Source organism: Escherichia sp. KCJ4928, from assembly GCF_004352695.1.
GTDB lineage: Bacteria > Pseudomonadota > Gammaproteobacteria > Enterobacterales > Enterobacteriaceae > ECMA0423.
On record NZ_SJWV01000648.1, the window covers coordinates 1 to 369 of the forward strand.

1 protein-coding gene is annotated in these 369 nt (G+C 53.1%); it reads right to left on the minus strand.

The window, feature by feature from the left end; genetic code table 11:
* Nucleotides 1-369: GTP-binding protein (locus tag E0D98_RS26065; RefSeq protein ID WP_233398977.1), on the minus strand; the 369-nt coding region annotated here is incomplete at both ends.

Sequence of the window (369 nt, forward strand, 5' to 3'; positions counted from 1 at the left end):
CTTCACCAACTTTGATGATACCGCGTTCTACACGACCGGTAACAACGGTACCACGACCGGAGATGGAGAATACGTCTTCGATCGGCAGCAGGAACGGCTTGTCAATCGCACGCTCTGGTTCCGGAATGTAAGAATCCAGGAAGCCAGCCAGTTCCAGGATTTTCGCTTCCCACTCTGCGTCGCCTTCCAGCGCTTTCAGAGCAGAACCACGAACGATCGGAGTGTCGTCGCCCGGGAAGTCATACTGAGACAGAAGTTCACGAACTTCCATTTCAACCAGTTCCAGCAGCTCTTCGTCATCAACCATGTCGCATTTGTTCAGGAACACGATGATGTACGGAACGCCTACCTGACGACCCAGCAGGATGT